The sequence below is a fragment of the Microbacterium sp. No. 7 genome, from assembly GCF_001314225.1.
GTDB lineage: Bacteria > Actinomycetota > Actinomycetes > Actinomycetales > Microbacteriaceae > Microbacterium.
Map to the genome: position 1 here is coordinate 3,538,803 of NZ_CP012697.1, position 17,863 is coordinate 3,556,665.

General features: G+C 69.8%; 15 protein-coding genes and 2 tRNA genes. 8 read left to right on the plus strand and 9 right to left on the minus strand.

Annotated elements, in window-relative coordinates; translation table 11 throughout:
* Nucleotides 1–7 precede the first annotated feature (7 nt).
* From AOA12_RS16440 to AOA12_RS16470, 7 genes are read left to right on the plus strand one after another with little or no spacing between them, the layout of a single operon-like run.
* Entirely contained in the window at nucleotides 8–1,315 is a 1,308-nt protein-coding gene (locus AOA12_RS16440; protein ID WP_054685196.1) for a conjugal transfer protein TrbL, read from the plus strand.
* Nucleotides 1,316–1,333: 18 nt separating this feature from the next.
* A complete protein-coding gene (locus AOA12_RS16445; protein ID WP_054685201.1) occupies nucleotides 1,334–2,782 on the plus strand; it encodes an SCO6880 family protein in 1,449 nt (482 codons plus the stop codon).
* Complete coding sequence (locus tag AOA12_RS16450; RefSeq protein ID WP_442922291.1) at nucleotides 2,767–4,236, plus strand: ATP-binding protein; 1,470 nt, start codon at nucleotides 2,767–2,769, stop codon at nucleotides 4,234–4,236. The genes AOA12_RS16445 and AOA12_RS16450 overlap by 16 nt, the downstream gene beginning before the upstream one ends.
* On the plus strand, nucleotides 4,233–4,709 hold the full coding sequence (locus AOA12_RS16455; RefSeq protein ID WP_054685207.1) for a hypothetical protein: 477 nt from the start codon (nucleotides 4,233–4,235) through the stop codon (nucleotides 4,707–4,709). Before AOA12_RS16450 ends, AOA12_RS16455 begins: the two co-directional genes overlap by 4 nt.
* Entirely contained in the window at nucleotides 4,709–6,520 is a 1,812-nt protein-coding gene (locus AOA12_RS16460; protein WP_054685211.1) for a type IV secretory system conjugative DNA transfer family protein, read from the plus strand. Before AOA12_RS16455 ends, AOA12_RS16460 begins: the two co-directional genes overlap by 1 nt.
* Before the next feature lie 5 nt (nucleotides 6,521–6,525).
* Entirely contained in the window at nucleotides 6,526–6,924 is a 399-nt protein-coding gene (locus AOA12_RS16465; RefSeq protein ID WP_054685214.1) for a single-stranded DNA-binding protein, read from the plus strand.
* Complete coding sequence (locus AOA12_RS16470; RefSeq protein WP_054685217.1) at nucleotides 6,921–7,460, plus strand: hypothetical protein; 540 nt, start codon at nucleotides 6,921–6,923, stop codon at nucleotides 7,458–7,460. The genes AOA12_RS16465 and AOA12_RS16470 overlap by 4 nt, the downstream gene beginning before the upstream one ends.
* 105 nt (nucleotides 7,461–7,565) lie before the next feature.
* Here AOA12_RS16470 and AOA12_RS16475 read toward each other — a convergent pair whose 3' ends face one another.
* Nucleotides 7,566–7,964, minus strand: coding sequence for a hypothetical protein (locus tag AOA12_RS16475; RefSeq protein ID WP_054685220.1), 399 nt, complete (start codon nucleotides 7,962–7,964; stop codon nucleotides 7,566–7,568).
* A gap of 180 nt (nucleotides 7,965–8,144) precedes the next feature.
* Nucleotides 8,145–11,912: a MobF family relaxase gene (mobF, locus tag AOA12_RS16480; RefSeq protein ID WP_054685223.1), complete on the minus strand. Its 3,768-nt coding sequence runs from the start codon at nucleotides 11,910–11,912 to the stop codon at nucleotides 8,145–8,147.
* A gap of 299 nt (nucleotides 11,913–12,211) precedes the next feature.
* Here mobF and AOA12_RS16485 point away from each other — a divergent pair, with 299 nt between their 5' ends.
* The gene (locus AOA12_RS16485) at nucleotides 12,212–13,459 is read left to right on the plus strand and encodes an IS256 family transposase (protein ID WP_054678492.1); all 1,248 of its coding nucleotides are present in this window, start codon (nucleotides 12,212–12,214) and stop codon (nucleotides 13,457–13,459) included.
* Here the strand turns inward: AOA12_RS16485 and AOA12_RS16490 are convergent.
* The 7 genes from AOA12_RS16490 to AOA12_RS16520 all read right to left on the minus strand — a co-directional run bounded on the left by AOA12_RS16490 (nucleotide 13,456) and on the right by AOA12_RS16520 (nucleotide 17,802).
* Nucleotides 13,456–14,514, minus strand: coding sequence for a hypothetical protein (locus AOA12_RS16490; protein WP_054685226.1), 1,059 nt, complete (start codon nucleotides 14,512–14,514; stop codon nucleotides 13,456–13,458). The two genes, AOA12_RS16485 and AOA12_RS16490, sit on opposite strands and share 4 nt — an antisense overlap.
* A gap of 81 nt (nucleotides 14,515–14,595) precedes the next feature.
* Complete coding sequence (locus AOA12_RS16495) at nucleotides 14,596–14,850, minus strand: hypothetical protein (RefSeq protein ID WP_054685229.1); 255 nt, start codon at nucleotides 14,848–14,850, stop codon at nucleotides 14,596–14,598.
* Complete coding sequence (locus tag AOA12_RS16500; RefSeq protein ID WP_197280953.1) at nucleotides 14,850–16,004, minus strand: tyrosine-type recombinase/integrase; 1,155 nt, start codon at nucleotides 16,002–16,004, stop codon at nucleotides 14,850–14,852. The genes AOA12_RS16495 and AOA12_RS16500 overlap by 1 nt, the downstream gene beginning before the upstream one ends.
* 68 nt (nucleotides 16,005–16,072) lie before the next feature.
* Nucleotides 16,073–16,309, minus strand: coding sequence for a helix-turn-helix domain-containing protein (locus tag AOA12_RS16505; RefSeq protein WP_054685235.1), 237 nt, complete (start codon nucleotides 16,307–16,309; stop codon nucleotides 16,073–16,075).
* Between the two features lie 171 nt (nucleotides 16,310–16,480).
* Nucleotides 16,481–16,554: transfer RNA gene (locus AOA12_RS16510), tRNA-Met, on the minus strand.
* 45 nt (nucleotides 16,555–16,599) lie between these two features.
* Nucleotides 16,600–16,671 (minus strand) — tRNA-Thr (locus AOA12_RS16515).
* Nucleotides 16,672–16,734: 63 nt separating this feature from the next.
* Nucleotides 16,735–17,802 carry a M23 family metallopeptidase gene (locus tag AOA12_RS16520; RefSeq protein WP_054685237.1) on the minus strand — a complete coding sequence of 356 codons (1,068 nt, stop codon included), beginning with the start codon at nucleotides 17,800–17,802 and terminating at the stop codon, nucleotides 16,735–16,737.
* Nucleotides 17,803–17,863: the final 61 nt, after the last annotated feature.

The following is a 17,863-nucleotide window of genomic DNA, read 5'->3' on the forward strand; positions in this document are numbered from 1 at the left end:
CTGACGGATGTCAGTGTGCGATGCCCCCCTCATCTCCTCCGTGTGCGATGCGGCCGCAGCGACGGCCGGCGCGGTCGGCGGTTCGGTGGTCGAGGGCACGTTCGCGTGGGTGGCCGCTGCCACCGGCGCAGCGGCGGCGTGGATGTTCGAAGCGGTGTGGGTGCTGTTCGAGACCACGACGCTGGTCGATGTCACCGCACCGCACTACGTCCGCATCTACAACATCCTGTTCGGCATCGCCGTGCTGGTGATGATCATCTTCTTCCTGTTCCAACTGATCACCGGGATGGTGCGCAGAGAGCCCGGAGCGCTGGTTCGTGCCGCGTTGGGTTTGGCGCGATCCGTGCTGGGAAGCTTCCTGGTGCTGACGCTAACGGCGACCCTGCTGGAGATCGTCGACCAGCTGACCATCGGGATCATTCAGGCCAGCGGCCACACCGTCGAGGAGATGGGGGGACGCATCGCGCTGCTGCTGGCAGGGCTCGGCGCGCTGAGCCTCCCGGCGCCGGGCGCGGCGATCATCGTGACCATCTTCCTGGCCTCGATGGCGGTTGCCGCTGCGGGGATCGTGTGGTTCTCGCTGCTGATCCGCAAGTGCCTGCTGCTGGTGGCGATCGTCCTGGCGCCGCTGGCGCTGTCTGGCGGAGCGTGGGAGTTCACCCGCGGATGGGTGTCGAAGTGGGCGCTGCTGGTGGTCGCGCTGATTTTCTCCAAGCTCGTGATGGCGGTCGTGTTCCTGATAGCGGTGGGACAGATGAGCGCGCCGATCGATCTGGATCTGGCATCGCTGGCGGAGCCGGTCTCGGGGATCGTGTTGATGCTGATCGCCGGGTTCGCGCCCTACCTGGTCTACAAACTGGTCTCTTTCGTCGGCTTCGACTTGTACGCGGCCACCTCCACCGAGCAGGAGGCGAAGCAGGCGGTGAACCGGCCCATCCCGATCCCGCACCTGCCGCAGAGCCTCCCGCCTCGCGGATCTGGCGGGTCCCCCGCGCCGACACCGGCCCCTGCCGCCTCGGCGGAGGGGACAGCTGCCGCGGGGGTGGGGACCCCGGCGGCAGGAGCCGGGGCGGCACAGGGCGGCGGTTCCGGGGCGGCGGCGCCCGCGACCGGCAGCACGGGAGCGGCTGGCGGTGCGGGCGCGGCAGTTCCGGTGGCCGCAGGCGTGGTCGCGGCGGTCGAGGTGGCGCGTGCCACCGCGGGGGCGGGCCGCGCCGTAGGCGCGACGGTCGGGGCGGACGTGACCGGTCACGCCGATGCTGCGACTCGACCGTCAGGCGCCGTTCCGCCGCGGGAGGGGGTCAGCGGTGGGTAGTCGGCAGGAGCGACGCCGATGAGCGACGAGACTCCGGGGCTGTCCCCGGTGAGCATGTCTCGGCTGCGGCGGCGCAGCGTCATCCTCGGGCTGTCGGCCGGTCAGGTCGCCGTGTTGGCCACGAGCGGGACGGTGCTGCTGATCGCGCTCTACATCGCCGGCAGTATCGGCGTCGCCTGGACATCACCGGCCTGGGCGCTCGGGCTGGCTCTCGCCTACACGCCTGTCGCGGGGCAGCCCGCCGTCGAGTGGGCGCCGGTGGTGTCCCATTGGGCGCTACGACGGGCCGCCGGGCAGACCCGGTTCCGCCGGCAGGCCACCCCGCCCCACCGAGCGGGTCAGCTGGCGCTGCCCGGAGACGCCGCCCGACTGCGGCACCTTCAGGATCCGGTGACCGGGTGTGCGATGGTCCACGACCCGTACGAGTCGACGCTGACCGCGACACTGCTCGTCTCGTATCCGAGCTTTGCGCTGCTGGACCCCGCAGATCAGGAGCGGCGGGTGCACGGATGGGGCCGAGTGCTCGCCGGCTGCTGCCGCTCGCCGCGCATCGCCCGTCTGCAGGTGATGGAGCGGACCGTGCCCGACACCGGGTCCGGGCTTGCCGCATGGTGGGCCGAGCACGGCATCGACGACGGCTCCTGGGTCGCCGGCGTGTACCGGGATCTGGTCGCCGACGCCGGCCCGGCCGGCGAACGACACGTCACCACGATCTCACTGTCGGTGAACCTTCGCGCCGCGGCCCGGTCGATCCGAGCCGCCGGCGGCGGGATGCGAGGGGCAGCGGCCGTGCTGCGGCAGGAGATGTCGGCGCTCTCCACCGCATTGCGGGTCGCTGACCTGCAGCCGGGACCATGGTGCACTCCGGGCGAGGTCGCCGAGATCATCCGCACCGCGTACGACCCGGCAGCGGCCGCGACCCTGGATCAGCATCCCCTCGGGCGCGACCTGGCCACGGCCGGGCCGCTCGCAATCGACGAGGAGTGGGACCACTTCCGCAGCGACTCGGCCTTCCATGCCGTCTACTGGATCTCGGAGTGGCCCCGCGCACATACCTACCCCGGGTTCCTGAGCCCACTGATCCTCACCAGCGGGGTTCGGCGCAGCTTCACACTTCTAGTCGACCCGGTCCCCGCGCACATCGCTGCACGACAAATCCGCAAGCGCAAGACCGGACACCTCGCCGACGCCGCCCAGCGCGCCCGCATCGGGCAGATCGAAGACGCCGGCGCCGCCGCCGAGTACGCCGACACCCTGCAGCAGGAGGCGGAACTCATCCAGGGACACGGGGCGCTGCGCTACACCGGCCTGGTCGCCGTCTCCGGCCCTACACCGCAGGATCTCGAGGCCGCCTGTGCCGTGATCGAGCAGGCCGCATTGCAGTCCTCCTGCGAGCTGCGCCGACTCGTCGGACAGCAGGCGCAGGCATTCACCGCCGCCGCTTTGCCCTTCTGCCGTGGCCTCTAGAAGCACACCGACCGCGGCTCCCCTCCTGCGATGAAAGGCGACACATGACCGCACAGACTGCCGGCCGCTCCCGTTCAGGCGAGGCGGACGATCTCGACGCTATGGTCGTGCCGCGCGGCGGCAAGCCCGGACCACACGCCCTGCGAATGTGGCGGCGATTCCGGGTGCCCGCGCACCAGGACACGTCGGCGCGGGTCCGAGGCGTGTACCCCTTCCTCGCCGAGGGGAACCTGCCCAACGGCGGGGTATATGTCGGTCAGGACATGTACTCCGGTGGCGCGTTCGTGTACGACCCGTGGGTGCTGTACGCAGCCGGGGTCATCACGGCACCGAACCTAGTGATTGCCGGGATCGTCGGCGCCGGCAAGTCCGCGCTGATCAAGTCGCTCTACACTCGCAGCATCCCGTTCGGACGGAAGGTCTACGTCCCCGGAGACCCGAAGGGGGAGCACTCCGCGATCGCCGAAGCCGTCGGCGGGAAGGCCATCATTCTCGGCCACGGGCTGCGCACCCGGCTCAATCCGCTGGACGCCGGCCCCCGCCCCGCCGACGTCGCCGACGCGGAATGGAAGGCGATGGTCAACGCCCGCCGCCTCGACCTGGTCGGCGCCCTCGCCGAGACCATGCTCACCCGCCCGCTCACCCCCATCGAGCACACCGTCGTCGACCGAGCGCTCAACCAGGCTGTAGCGCAGACTCAGACACCGATCCTGCCGATTGTCGTCGAGCGCATCCTCGAGCCCGACCCCGGGCAAGACTCGAGCCTGGTCGAGGACGGGCGCATGGTCGGGCATGCACTGCGCCGCCTGGTCTCCGGGGATCTGCAGGGTCTGTTCGACGGCCCCTCCACCGTGGCGTTCGACCCGTCGCTGCCGATGCTCTCCCTGGACCTCTCGCGGGTGGCGAACAGCGACGCGCTGGTGTCGGTGCTGATGACCTGCGCCAGCGCCTGGATGGAGGCGGCGCTGTCCGACGCCGCCGGAGGGCACCGGTGGGTGATCTACGACGAGGCGTGGCGGCTGATGTCACAGCCGGCGCTGCTGCGCCGCATGGATGCGCAGTGGCGGCTCGCCCGGCACTTCGGCATCGCCAACGCCCTCCTGTTCCACAAGCTCACCGACCTGGACACCGTCGGCGACGCCGGGTCAGCGCTACGCGCTGTCGCAGCCAGTCTGCTCGCCAACACCGAGACTCAGATTATCTACCGGCAAGGAGCCGATCAGGTCGGCCCCACCGCCCTCGCCCTCGGACTGACCAGAACCGAACGACAGCTGCTGCCCACCCTCGGGGTCGGGCAAGGGCTGTGGCGGATCAAGGGACATGCGCGGCTTATCGAGAACCGCCTGCACCCCACCGAAAGACGAGCCTTCGATACCTCCACCCGGATGGCCGAGCCGGACCCAGCCCCCAACCCCGATCTCCCTGCACCATCGCACCGTCAGGAGTCCCCATGAAGCACCGCCGCCGCACCCACATGCCTGTCTCTTCCGGGCGCGCGGACCCGACACAGATCGACGTCGTCATGCTCGGCGACGATCTCGCCGTGGTGCGCAGGGACAACATCACTGTGCCCGGCGGATACGTCACCCGCGCGCAAATCCCGAGGCGCCTGTCAGACCTGGTCTCCGCCGAAGCCGCCCCGACCTCGGTGGTGATCATTGAACCGGACGGGACCCGCCACACCGACACCCTGCATCCACCCGTCGCGGAGATCGGCACGTCGCCGAGCACCACAACGCCCGGACAGCCACCCCTGCACGGGGACGGATTCCTGCCAGGCGAGGAGGTGCAACTGCTGGCCCTCGTCTCCGCAACCCGCGCAGACGCCGACGGGCACGCCACCGCGGGCGCCGCGCACGGCCAGAACGTCGCACTCCTGTACGGCGCCATCTCCGGCACCGTCGTCCGCGACCCCGAGCGGATCTGATGAGCCAGGGCAGCGCCCCGCCCGGCGGGGAGACCCTGACCAACCTCGCTCTCGGACTGGTGGGCATCCTCGTCGTCGGCGCGGGAGTGCTCCGCGTCGCCGTCACGATCAGCTGCGGGATCCAGCAGCTTCCCGACTCCCCCGCTGGGATGGCAGCAGTGACAGCGGTCCTCCGCACCCCCGGAGACCCGGGCGCGGCGATCGGCGTGGTAGGGCTGAACCCGGCCCTCTACTGGACGATCGTCGCCGCGCTCCTCGCCGCTGTAGCCGGGGTCGGCTACGGCGCGGCGCGGCTGCTCCAGGCGCCATCCCGACCGGACCCGCGCAGCCGGCCCGGGACAGCCACCCGCCGCGACGTGGCGACTGCCGCCTCCGCGCAGGCGCTGCGCGCCCGCAGCCGCACGCTGCGCCCCTCCTTGCACCGCCCGAGTGCCCGGGACGTCGGGTACCTGATCGGGCATGCCCACGGCCTGCCGCTGTGGGCGAGCGTCGAAGATTCGATCCTGGTGCTCGGCCCGCCCCGGTCCGGGAAAGGGGTCAACATCGTCATCAACGCCATCCTGGACGCACCCGGCTCAGTGATCACCACCTCCACCCGCCCCGACAATCTGACCACTACCCTCCCGTCCCGCCGCCGACACGGACCGGTGGCAGTGTTCGACCCGCAGCAACTCGCGCCCGGACTCCCCGCCGGACTGCGCTGGTCTCCGGTCCGGGGCTGCCAGGACCCGCTCACCGCGATGACTCGCGCACGCGGGCTGGCCGCATCCACCGGGTTCGGCGGCGTCGACAACGGTGACTTCTGGGAAGGCAAGGCGCGCGTAGCCATCCAGAGCCTGTTGCATGCCGCCGCGCTCGACGGCCGCGACGCGTCCCATCTGCAGTCGTGGGCGCTCAGCCCTGCCGCCGCCCAGGACGCGGTGCGCATCCTGCAAGCCCACCCGTCCGCTGCCGAGGGATGGGCGGACGGGCTGGACTCCATGCTGCAGTCGGACCCACGCACGCGCGACTCCATCTGGCAAGGCGTCGCCCTAGCGTTCGCCGCGTTCGCCGACCCCCGGGTGCTGCGCACCGTCACCCCCACCCCCGAGGACGAGTTCGACCCCGCCCGGTTCCTGGACCAACACGGCACCCTGTATATCCTCGCAAGCGGCGCGAGCGCCGGAACTGCCGCGCCGCTGGTCGCAGCGTTCATCGAAGACCTCGTCGAAGTCGCCCGCAAGAAGGCGGCGGCGTCCCCCGGGGCACGACTCGACCCGCCGCTGCTACTCGCCCTGGACGAGATCGGCAACCTCGCACCCCTGCCGTCGCTGCCTACCCTGATGGCCGACGGCGGCGGCACCGGCATCACGACGATGCCAGTGCTGCAATCCCTCGCCCAAGCCCGCAGCAAATGGGGCGAGCATCAGGCCGCGGCGATCTGGGACGCCGCGATCGTCAAGATCCTGCTCGGCGGCGCCTCCTCGCCCCGGGACCTCGAGGACGTGTCCGCGCTGGTCGGGGAACACGACGAGACCACCGACTCGATCAGCAGCGACCGCCACGGCGGACGAACAGTGAGCCGCTCCACCAGAAGAGCGCGGATCCTGCCTCCGAACGTGCTGCGCACCATGCCCGCCGGGGTCGGAGTGGTGCTGCTGCGCACCGTCCCCGCCATCGTCGCCACACTGCGGCCCTGGATGTCTCGCCCCGACGCGAAGCAGCTGCACCAGGACCGTGCCACCACCGAAGCGGTCCTTCGCCGTCCCGCCGGCGAGAGCTCGCGACTGACCTCGCACACCAGCCAGATGCCGCCGACGGAAGGATCGTGAGGAGAATGGCCCTACGCACATCGACCGGGATCCGCGGGTTCGTCGTCTCCGACCCGCTGCTCACCCACACCCTGCAGCGCGCACGACTGTACTTCCGGTTCGGGCAGGAACGGCCCGGCAGCCCCGCCGCGGAACGCGAGTACGACTACGGCGACATGGTTCTGTTCGGCTCCGCGGCGGAATCCGCGTACGAACATCTCCGAAAGGGGGACAGGTTCACCGCGGAGGGAAGGGTGCGCACCGACGAGACCGGTAGGTCCCAGTTCATCGCCGGCAGCATCGGCGTGAACGGTCAGAACCACCACATCCGTGTCCTGCATAGCCCGGCCGCAGCCCGTGACGCAGCCAGTGCGGACCCGCCGAGCGCCCCCGAGCGCCTGGCGAGCTCAGCCACCCGCGAATGAGCGCCCCACCGCGATCCGGGCAGGAACCTCTTGACGGGTTCGACGACCTGGATAGCGAGATCAGTGACCTGCTGGGCGGGGCGTTCCGTCCCGTGAACTGGCTCACCCTCACCGCCGACGAAGCCGCCGACGCATGGGAAGACCTGGACAGCTGGGTCGACTGGCTTCGCCACGAGTACGGTCTCCCCGCTGGGACCATCCCACCGTGCTGGCACCTGCACCCAGAACTGGTGTGGGAGCTGTCCGCCCTGCAGCGCGCCTGGCTGACCAATTACGATCCGCAGCACAACGCCGACGGCCCACTGTCCTGGCATCGGCTCTATGCCGAGGCGCGGGACCGTCTGCGCGAGTGGACGACGACCGCCGGGTGCAAGCTCGACCGGCACCGCCGCACCCGCCAGACCAGCTGGCCCGGCGAACCACGCCAACCGGACATCGTCGACGAGACCATCGCAGATCGGGGCGCGAGCTTCCGCGCGCACGTGCGAGACGATATCGCCCAACGCACCCACATTGTCAGCGACCCCCGCGGCTGATCCATTCCGTCCCCGTCAACGGGCCGGTCGTCGGCCGGGAGGCTCACGTGTCCCAAGTAGACCATCGGGTGCGGTGTCGCGTCGCGTGCGAATGCGACCGGCGGCCTACCCCGCGGACAGCGTGCTCTCCGCACGCGCCACATGGCCGCCGGCCCCGCCGGCCCCTACCGCTTCGCCCCTCCGAGCGGCGCGGTGCTCCCTCCATCGAGCGACGATGAGGCGACTGGTCGCCCACGGCACCAGCATCACGAACCTCACCGTGTTGTAGATCGCCACGAGGAGGACCAGATGCCAAGCGCTCAGGCCGTCGTGCGCGGCGAGAGTCCCCGCCAACGCCGCAATGACCCCGTAAAGGATGACACCGGCCGCTCCGACCGGGAACGCCCAGCGGTACCCGGTCCGGGTGAGGACGCGCCGGATCACGAAGTTGCTGGGAGTGACTCGGTGCAGCGTGGTGGCGATCTTTGCGACGATGGCGATGACAGCGACGATGAAAACGAACATGTGGGCTCTCCCGGGCAACCTGACGGTTGCGTTCGGTGCGCCACGCCCACTCGGAGCTTCTCATCATCACGGGGCCGACAAAGCCCAGACCCGGACCAACGTGCCCGGGTTGCTCGCACTGCATCAAGAGTACTCGCCCACCCGGACACGCGACAGGGGGACGCGCGGCACACAGTTGGGTCACGACCAGGCTGTGCCCGGCACATCAAGGCTCGTGGAGTAGGCCGGCTCGTGCGCGGACGGTCGCGACCGGGCAAGACCTTGTGCCCGGTCGCGAGCGCTGCGTGCGTGCTCACGGTCTGCCAGCCGCGTCCAGTCGCCGCTGCCGTCGGCGTCGATCGGTTCGGCCGTATTGACGCCGTGTCGGTCGCGGTAGGCGGCAACCACGGATGCTTGCGTGAACCAGGCGCGCCGTGTGCGCGGGTCGGTCGGGGGTGCACCGAGGTCGCGGATCCATGGCTCTCGAATGCGTAGCGCCCGGTCCACGAGCGCACGCGCGCGTGCCGTGATCAGCGTGCGGCGTTCGTCGAGTGCGAGCCGCATCTCCGCGTCCACCTCGCCCGCGACGTCGGGAATCAGTCCGGCGATCCATCGCCGGCCACGGTGGTGCACCCGCCCAGGGCGGTGCAGTGCCTCGCGGAATCTTGAGGTGAGCACCGCTCCAACGTCTTCGGCGTCCGTCAGCGCGCGGGCACGTATCGCCTCGCCGAGCACGTCTTCGATGTTGTGCCCGCTGGCTTCGGCACGCCACAGGGCCGCGGTCAGCACCCCGAAGGATTCCGAGTCGATCATCTGGGCGACGGCGGTCTCGGGGATCCCGCAACGGTACAGCAGCGCAATCCACCGGTCGCGTTGCGACTGCTGCGCGATGGTCTCGTATTCGGCGGCGAGCTGGGCGATCGATCCGGCGGCTTCCTGTTCCTCGATGATCGTTTCGTACGCGGATCTCTCCGCGCCGACGTGGCGCAGCACGCCGGTCAGCACGTCCAGCGCCGTCAACGTGCCCTCGCGCTTCTGGTGGTCCTCCAGGTGGGGCTGGTCGGTGGCGACGTAGCAGGTGTTCCGCGCGCTGCCGCGGCTCATGGATACGTAGAAGGTCTCCCGGGTCATCGCGGTGGAGTGCACCACGCAGTGCGCGGTGTCCAGGGTGATGCCCTGGGCGCGGTGGGCGGTGATTGCGTACGCGAGCTCGACGTGCTCGGCCACATAGTCGCCGGGGAGGGTGACTGCGCTACCGCGGTCGACGCCGGCCCGGCGCACCGTGAGGGAGTCGTCGGAGCGGTGTCGCAGCACCACCCAGCGGTCGCCATTCTTGACCCAGCCTGATCGACCGGTGCGCAGGCGCCGGTCGTTGCGTCGGGTGAGGATCTCATCTCCGCGGCCGGCACGGCTTCCGTCGGCGAGGGTGAGCCCGTCGGCGGAGACCTCATCTGCGAGGATCCGGTCCGCGCGGGCGCGCTCGTTGAGCGCAGCGACGATCTCGCCCGTTTCGGCGATGAGCGCGGTCGTGACGCCGGCGACCCGGTCGGCGTGCCAGGCCCGGTAGGCGGCTTCCAGCATGTCCTCGAAGTCACCGCCGCGCACGCGATCGTGGGCGGCATAGGTGGGCAGAACGTCCACGTCTCCGAGCCGCAGGCCGAGGGACGCGTCCCGCTCCCAGGCCTGCGCGAACCTGCGCACGGTGGTCAGTTCGGGGGGCGCGGTACGGTCGCGCACCAGCATCCCGAACGCACCCCCGGACTCGATCGCCGAGAGCTGGCCCCAGTCGCCGGCCAGCAGCACCTTCGCTCCTACGTCGCGGGCGTGCCCTGTGATCGCCTGCAGCGCCATGGTGCCGACTAGGGACGCCTCGTCCACGATCATCAGGTCTCCCTCCCGCAGCGTCCAGGCGCGGATCTGCTCGTCCAGGGTGGTGATCCGCCGGCGGGCGGCGGTGACCAGCTGAGGGGCGAGGTTCGGCCGGTCCCAGCGCGTGCGATCCTCGAGGGTTCGCGCGAGGGCCGGGGATATCGTCGCGGTGCGGCCCTGCCAACTGCGTGCCATCCACGGACGCGCGCAGAGCGCGTCGACCCAGGCGAGGAGCCGGTCGCGCTCGGCGGTGCGGGCCGTGGTCTGCCGGTGCTCGTGCAGCCACTTCGCGGTGTTGTCGGTGGGAACTCCGAGGTCTTCGGCGAGCACCTCGGCCGCGACCGAGGACGGCGCGACTCCGACCACGGTGCCGGGTCCGTGGTGTTGCTCCCACGCATGGCGGAGCCCGCCGAGTGTGGTGGTTTTCCCGGTTCCGGCGGGGCCTACCAGCACGTCCAGCACTCGTCCGGACGTCGCGATCGCGGTGATCGCGGAGCGCTGCTCCGGCGAGAAGGAGGCCACTGCGGTGCGGGTCGCGGACGCATCGAGCACCGCGGGAGGCGCGGTCGGGCCGTCGGTGTCTGCGGCCCATTCCCGCAGAGTGTCCTCGGCGGCGAGGAGAGCCACGGACGAGTACACGGTGCCGGCCTTCTCTCGGAACACACTGCCTCCGTCAGGGCGTCGGAACGGGGTGGGGCTGGAGGCGAGCTCTGGGGGTGTCAGCCGCAGCGACTGCGACTCGGCCCGGGTGACGACCCCTTCCAGGACTGCGGTGCGGTCTGCTGCGGTGGCGAACCGCACCGGCAGAGTCACGCGGGCAGCTTCCGCCCAGAGGTTCCAGCGTCGCCACGTGGAGCGACGTTCCCCGACACCGGCGAGCACCTCGGCTGCGGCGGTATCCAGGTCGGCCGACGTAACGTCGTCCGCGTGCAGGAGTCGCGTGGATCCTTGGGCGGCGATCAGCCGCCTCGTCCACTTCGTGGCGTCCGTGCGGAGGATTTGCGTAGCACGCTCCCGCCAGCGGGTGGTGAGCTCCTCCAGCGAGTGCGGGTTCTTCAGGGGGCGGGTCTCCAGCGTCGCCTGTTGTCGCAGTTTGATGATCTGCACTCGAGTCGGCTGTCGGCCGTGCGCGGCGACGAACTCCGCGCGGAGCTGCTCCTGTCGCTCGTCGATGTCGATGCTGCGGGTGCTGAAGTCGCGCATCAGATCTTCCGGGACCCCGCTGATCTCCCATCCAGAATTGCGATCCCGGCCACGGTCCCGCGGTTCCCACCCAACCCCGAGAACGGAGGTCAGCCGATCAGCGAGCAGCGCATTATATGTCTCCGACAGGGCGACGACGGATGCGTGAAGGGGCCGGCCGTCAAGGCTGCGCCACTTCCCGTCGTGTTTGGCCTGGGCTCGGTTGCCGATGACAACGTGGGTGTGCATCTGCGGGTCGGAGGAACGCGAGTCGTAGTGGTCGAACGCGACCGCGATCACGCCGCGCACCTCGACCTGCGCGACCGCGCCGCGCGGCCCTCGCGCGCCAATCCGCGTCATGGCAACCTGCGCCTCGATGAGATCCAGCACATCCCGGACCGCATCGTGATGTGCCTGGGCGATGAGCGCCTGGATCCCCGCGTCGGCGACCGCCCAGAGCGTGCTGACGCTCTTGGGAACGGAGAAGGTGAAGTCGAACCCGGCGACCGCACGACGCATCGCCCGAGCGGCTTCCTCCTCTTCTATCGCGACCAACGCGGCGGAACGGTCCTCGGGTGACAGCGACGCAGGCAACTTTCCGACACGGCCGCGCACCCGGTCCCGCACCCCGGCAAACGACCGGTAGGGCCGCCCCAACTGCGTGCCGATGTTCGGATCCTGTCCGGCCCCAAGGAACAGCCGGAGTTGCTCCTCGGTCACCGGGTCCCCGGCACGGGTCGTCCCGGAGGGAAGACCCGCGAGGCCGGAGCCCGTCCACCGGCCCGGCGGAGTGCCCTTCTCCTGGTAGTAGCGAGTCAGCGGCTCGGTGACGTCGCGGTCACCGTCGCCAGCCGCGACAGTGCGCAACAGGTAGCGATAGCCCTGACCGGCGCTCATCACCCGCATCGAGACGGTCATACAAGGTAGGTGCGCCCGATCACACCACGTACTGCCCCCGCCGACGTCCGCCCATCGCTGCATCAACCAGCAAGACTCTCACCAGCCCGAGAAGATCCCTGAGGACGAGCGGCCCTTCATCAGGCCCGCCGCACCGACCTCTCGGGCTTCCGTATCTCAACCTTCTCCGACTGTGCCAAGTAGTGCCCCTTAACGTGGTGTAGCGCGCGGTGGCTGCCGGTCCTGTCTTGGACGTGGGCGCGGTCACCGTGTGATCCTTCGAGGAAACTCTCACATCCCACTCGAAAGGCATCATCACGATGACCGCACCTCATATTGTCGACCCTGCCCGCCTGCTCGGTGAAGCCCTTGCCGACGGATCTCCCGATCTGATGCGGCAGTTGCTGCAGACGATGATCAACGCGCTGCTGTCCGCCGACGCGGACGCTGTTGTCGGCGCCGAATGGGGCAAGCCCAGCCCCGACCGCACCGCCCAACGCAACGGCTACCGGCACCGCGACCTGGACACTCGTGTCGGCACGATCGACGTTCAGATCCCGAAGCTGCGCACCGGAACCTACTTCCCGGAGTGGTTGCTGGAGCGCCGTAAGCGGGCCGAGACGGCGCTGATCACCGTGGTCGCGGACTGCTACCTCGCCGGCGTCTCCACCCGACGGATGGACAAGCTCGTGAAGACTCTCGGGATCCACTCGCTGTCGAAGTCGCAGGTCTCGCGGATGGCGGCGGACCTCGACGAGCACGTCGACCAGTTCCGTCACCGCCCGCTCGATGATGCAGGCCCGTTCACGTTCGTCGCCGCCGACGCGCTCACCATGAAGGTCCGCGAAGGCGGCCGCGTGATCAACGCGGTCGTGCTCATCGCGACCGGCGTGAATGGGGACGGGCATCGCGAAGTCCTCGGCCTGCGCGTGGCGACCAGCGAGACCGGGGCGGCCTGGAACTCGTTCTTCGCCGACCTCGTCGCCCGCGGCCTCGGCGGGGTCCGCCTGGTCACCTCCGACGCGCACGCCGGGCTGGTGGAAGCGATCTCGGCGAACCTGCCCGGAGCTGTCTGGCAGAGATGCAGAACCCACTACGCGGCGAACCTGATGAGCGTGACACCGAAGGCCATGTGGCCGGCGGTGAAAGCGATGCTGCACTCCGTCTACGACCAGCCCGACAAGGACGCCGTGCACGCCCAGTTCGACCGGCTGCTGGACTACGTCGACGGGAAACTCCCCGACGCGTTCGAGCACCTCGACGCCGCGAGGGCGGACATCCTCGCGTTCACCGGGTTCCCCGACGGGCTCTGGCAGCAGATTTGGTCGAACAATCCGAACGAGCGCCTCAACCGGGAGATCCGCCGCCGCACCGATTCCGTGGGCATCTTCCCCAATCGCGACGCGATCATCCGCCTCGTCGGCGCGGTCCTCGCCGAGCAGACTGACGAATGGGTCGAGGGCCGCCGCTACCTCGGCCTCGAGATCCTTGCCAAGTCCCGCCTCACCCTCGTCGCCGACACCGGAGAGGAGGTGAACACCGACACCGTCCTCGAGCTCAGCGCCTAACCGAAATCAACAACAGAAGGATCACCGTCCGCTACACCACGTCCCGGGGCTTGACCCTGTGCCACCGCGCCCGGCCGCCAGATGGTGCCGCCCGAACGTGCCAACCGAACGTCCTCCAGCGCCCGCCGCACCGCGTCAACGGCGCGCCTGCGCACCTCTGACTCGACGTCGTACGGCGCGGCGCCACGCGCCTGCCGTGCTCGAGAGTCCAGAGTCACCTCGTCGCGCAGCCGATCGCCGTGCTCTACGAGGTAGTCGGGGACGATCTGCCGCCGCCGCGCGAGGGCAGACTCCCGCATCCACTCTTCGAGAACCGGCCGCGGAGTCCTCTCGAAGTGCTCCATCAGTCGCCGCCGTTCAGCAACGCGACGCCGACGGGTGAAGAAATCGGTCGCGGCGGCGAGATTCGCCGCCCGCTCGGACTCGGAAACTAGGTGAAGCCGTCGTGGCGGGAGACCGGCCAGCTGCCGGCGTCGCTCCCGTCGCTTCCACTCCCGGTTGTACGCACGGGCCTTCTCGGCGGTCTCCGGATTGGAGCGGTAGTTCCGCTGGTTCTCTCGGACCTTCTCCGGGTTAGCCTGCTGCCACCGTCGCTGCTGTTCGCGTCGCTTCTGCGGATCGGCCAGCCTGCGCTCGCGAGTCTTCTGCAGAATCTGTTCCCGATTGCGGTAGTAGTACGCGAGTTGCATTGCACGGATGCGGTCCCGATTGTTCTCGACATAGCGCTGCCGCTGCGCCCGCTTCTTGTCGGGGTTGCGTCGTGCCCACTCGCGTGCGCGCTCAATGTCGCGACGTCGTCGTTCGGCGTCCTGCTCCATCTTCAGAAGTCGTTGCTCAGCTTCAGCCTTCATCCGCACGCGCCGCTGCCGCTCACGTTCGCGGCCCTTCGCGCGGATGCTCTCCCGGTTCCGCTCCCGATAGTCGCGGTAGTAGTCCGGGTGAGCCTCGTTCCACGCTTTCCTCGCCGCGCTGTCCCGCGCCTTGCGCTCCTCCGGAGAGAGGCGCCGCCTCGCTGCATGCCGATCTCTGCCGTGCTGCTCAGGCGTCTGATCCACACCCGCTCCTCACCGTGTCCGGCCTGCCCACTAGGTGCGGAAGGCCAGACGCGACGAGGAAGCGTCGGCTGCGTGTGCTAGTTACGGGGTGGCCAGCGCGCTGAGCGCCGCGATGGTCTCCTGCCGGTGCGCGGTCGGATCCGTGATCGCCCAGCCGACGAGGTCCCCGAACCGCTCGCGCTCCTCGCGGGGCAGGTCGGCGAGGGGCTGCAGACACCAGGCGACGTCCCGCCCGATGTCGTAGCTCGGCTCGTCGAGACGCACATCGGGATAGTAGATGAACGCCGCGAGGGCGACGCGTTGCAGCGCGTCGTCGACACTGTCGCGGTCTATCATCACGGTTCCTCCGTTTCGGACTGCTGCCCATCCGATTCCGGCGAACGCGGAGCAAGGGCTTGCAGGTGACGGGCCGGGACGGGATTCGGCACCGGCTGCTCGGGTTCGATGTAGTGCTTCTGCGCGATGTCAGGGCTGTTGCCGAGCACGTCGGCGGCGGTCTTCACGTCCGTGGCGCGAGCGATCACCGTCCCCGCTGTGCGTCGGAACGTGTGCGGTGTCACTTTGAGATCCTGCAGCCCGGCTGCAGCGAGCATGCTGCGCAGCGTGCGGCGCACATTGTAGGGAGCCAGCGGGGTGTCGTGACGGGTGCGGAACAGCAGCATGTCCGGTTCGTCGCCCGGGATGAGTGCCAGCCGGGCACGGAGCACCTCGGCGGTGAACACCGGGACCTCCAGGGTGCGCCGCGACGAGGACGTCTTCGGGTAGTCCTGGCGGTACACGCCCGTGCCCTTGATGACGACGATGGTGCCCGACACCGTCACCCGCATGGGCGTGACGGTGTCGTCGATGTCGCACGCCCGCAGCGCGAGCGCCTCGCCGATGCGGTCGCTGGTGCCAACCATCACCTCGATGAGGTCCTTCACCTGACCGTCCGGCCGCCGACCCAGGACGTGCTCGCCCGTGCGCCACGTCGCGGCCGCGTGTCGCACTCGCTCGAGCTGATCGAGCGTGAGCGCGCGGGGTGCGCGCTTGGGCTGACGCAGCCGGGATGTCCCGATCACCGGATTGCGGTGGATCGCGTCGTGACGGAGCGCGTAGCCGAACATCAGGCTTAGCACGACCCGGCTGTGCTTTGCGCGGGCGTAGGAGATCGTGGCCTGACGCTTCAGGAACTGGTCGACCCGGCCGACGGTGACCTCCCGCAGCAGGAAAGCGCGGAAGGTCGGCAGGACCAGGCTGTTCAGTTCGCGCCGGTAGGTGTCCTTCGTCCCGGGGGCGAGGTCGAGGCGGATCTGCATATCCTCCAGCCAGGCCTCCGCGAGCTGCGTGACGGTGCTCTCCGGTGACAGCGCCGCCCCGAATCCCGTCGCGGTGCTGCGCTGCTTGATCCTATTCCGCAGCGCCTGACGGGCGGCGTGGTCGGTCGCCGCGGTGGCGGTGACCTTGCGGATGATGCCGTCGCCGTCGCGGTAGCGGGCCTCGGCGCGCATCGTGCCGACGCGCGTGCGCGTGGTGTGGATGTCGCCGTAGGTGCCGATCTCCAGTCGGCTCCGCCCGGTCATCGGTCGGTGCCGTTCTGGACGGCGGGTGTGTCGGAGGCGTCCTCGAGAGTCGTGATCCAGCGTTCGATCTCGGACAGCCGGTAGTGCAGCTCCTTGCCGACGCGGAAGCCGCGGGGACCGCGGCCAGCGTGGCGCAGGTCGTGCAGGGTCTGCACCGGCACGTCGAGGTGGGCGGCCAGTTGCGAGGTGGTCAGCACCGGCTCCAGGCCGGTCAGGGTGGTGGTGGTGTCCATGCACACCGGGTGTGCGAGCCGGTCCCAGCCGCGTCGAGATGCCGCGAGTCCCCGGCGGAGCCGGAGTGCGCGGATCCGCGGACGGGCAGCAATGCGCCGAGTCTGCGCCGAGTTGATCATTCTTCGTCCCTTGTTCGGGATCGAAGAAACGCTCCTGATCAGGCTTTTCTGTAGCAGGAGCGGGGCTTGAACCCGCGACCTCACGATTATGAGTCGTGCGCTCTCACCAACTGAGCTACTCCGCCGCGTCGCATGACGACTCACGCGAGAGACTCACGCGAGATGCTGCGAGCCCCGAGTCAGGATTGAACTGACGACCCCTTCCTTACCATGGAAGTGCTCTGCCACTGAGCTATCGGGGCGTGCTGCCCGCACGCGGGCAACTAGAAGAGAATACCATCCACGCGGCATCTCACAAATCGAGGTCAGCCGGTCGTGTGCTCCGCGATCCAGACCATCGGATCGGTCGGCGTGGTTCCGTTCAGCAGCACCTCGAGGTGCAGGTGGGGACCGGTCGACTTGCCCGTCGATCCGACCTTGCCGAGCACCTGGCCGGCCTTGACCGTGTCGCCCTGCGACACCTGCAGCGAGCCGTACTGCATGTGCGCGTAGCGCGTCGAGACGAGCTCGCCGTCGATGACGTGGTCGATCAGCACGGTCACGCCGAACTCGCCGCCCGACTCCGTCGCGATGCGCACCGTGCCGCCGGCGACGGCGTGCACCTCCGCGCCGTTGCCGGGCGTCAGGTCGGTGGCCTTGTGGAAGGTCCCGAACTCCTGCGCGTACGACGGGTCGGCGAAGGATGCCGAGATCGGCACGCCGACGGGGAACGGCCACTGCACCTCGGCCGAGGGGTTGTTGACCCACGTGCCGGAGAAGCTCGTGATGCCCGACTCCCGCGCGAGGTCGGTCATCGACGCGACGCCGTACTGCTCGGGACGGTCGAGGGCGGCATCCGTCTCGACCGCCGACGACACGAAGGCCTGGATCTCGGTGGGCGCCTTCTTGGCGGCCGGCGCGACGACGCCGATGTCGGTCTGCGTGGCCGAGGCGACGGCCGACATCGGCACCATGGTCGAGAACGCGAGCAGGCCCACGACCGACATGGCGCCGACCGACAGCGAGCCGGTCGCGAACTGGCGGGAGAAATGGCCGCGACGCGGAGCCGCGACAGGAGCGACGGCGGGCGCCGCGCTGGATGCTGCGACGGGCCGCGGTGCCACCGAGGGCAGCTCGGCGGCCGCGGCGAACAGCCGGGTCGCGGCCTCGAAGAGGTCGGTGCCGCCGCTGCGGGCGGTCGGCGGCATCCCGCTCGCGGCGGGTGTCTCGCGGCGGGGCGCGGCGTCGTTCGGCGGGGCGACGTCGGGAACGACGGATGCCGCGGGAGCAGCGGTCCCGGGAGCGGGGGACGCCTCACCCACGGCGGCCACGTCGACGACGGCGGACGCCTCGGCCTGCGCTGCGAGGAACCGGCGGTACTCGGCGCGCGTCATGCCCGCACCGGCACCAGCGGGGCTGTCGGCGCGCGTTGCGCGCGCGGCACCAGCCACGGTC